General features: G+C 38.2%; 1 protein-coding gene. It reads left to right on the top strand.

Annotation, left to right across the window (positions count from 1 at the left end; all coding sequences use genetic code 11):
* A partial coding sequence (locus tag FOJ82_RS15985) for a BCCT family transporter (protein WP_185975858.1) occupies positions 1-335 on the top strand: 335 nt, incomplete at both ends.

The following is a 335-nucleotide window of genomic DNA, read 5'->3' as shown; positions in this document are numbered from 1 at the left end:
CGCAATTAGTTCTTATACTGGATTGAAAAAAGGTATCCAAAAATTAAGTGACGTTAACGTGTGGTTATCATTCATATTACTAGCGTTTGTGTTTATCGTTGGTCCAACAGTGTTTATTATGGAAACTACGGTAACTGGGTTCGGTAACATGTTAAGAGATTTCTTCCACATGGCGACTTGGATGGAACCATTTGGCGGTATTCATGGTCGTAAGGAAACTCATTTCCCTCAAGATTGGACAATTTTCTATTGGTCTTGGTGGTTAGTATATGCACCGTTCATCGGTTTATTTATCGCCCGCATTTCTAAAGGTCGTACACTTAAAGAAGTAGTAT

Origin of the sequence: Tessaracoccus rhinocerotis (assembly GCF_007197885.1) — a bacterium.
In the GTDB taxonomy this organism is placed as follows: domain Bacteria; phylum Actinomycetota; class Actinomycetes; order Propionibacteriales; family Propionibacteriaceae; genus Arachnia; species Arachnia rhinocerotis.
This window is presented reverse-complemented; position numbering and strand designations above follow the sequence as displayed.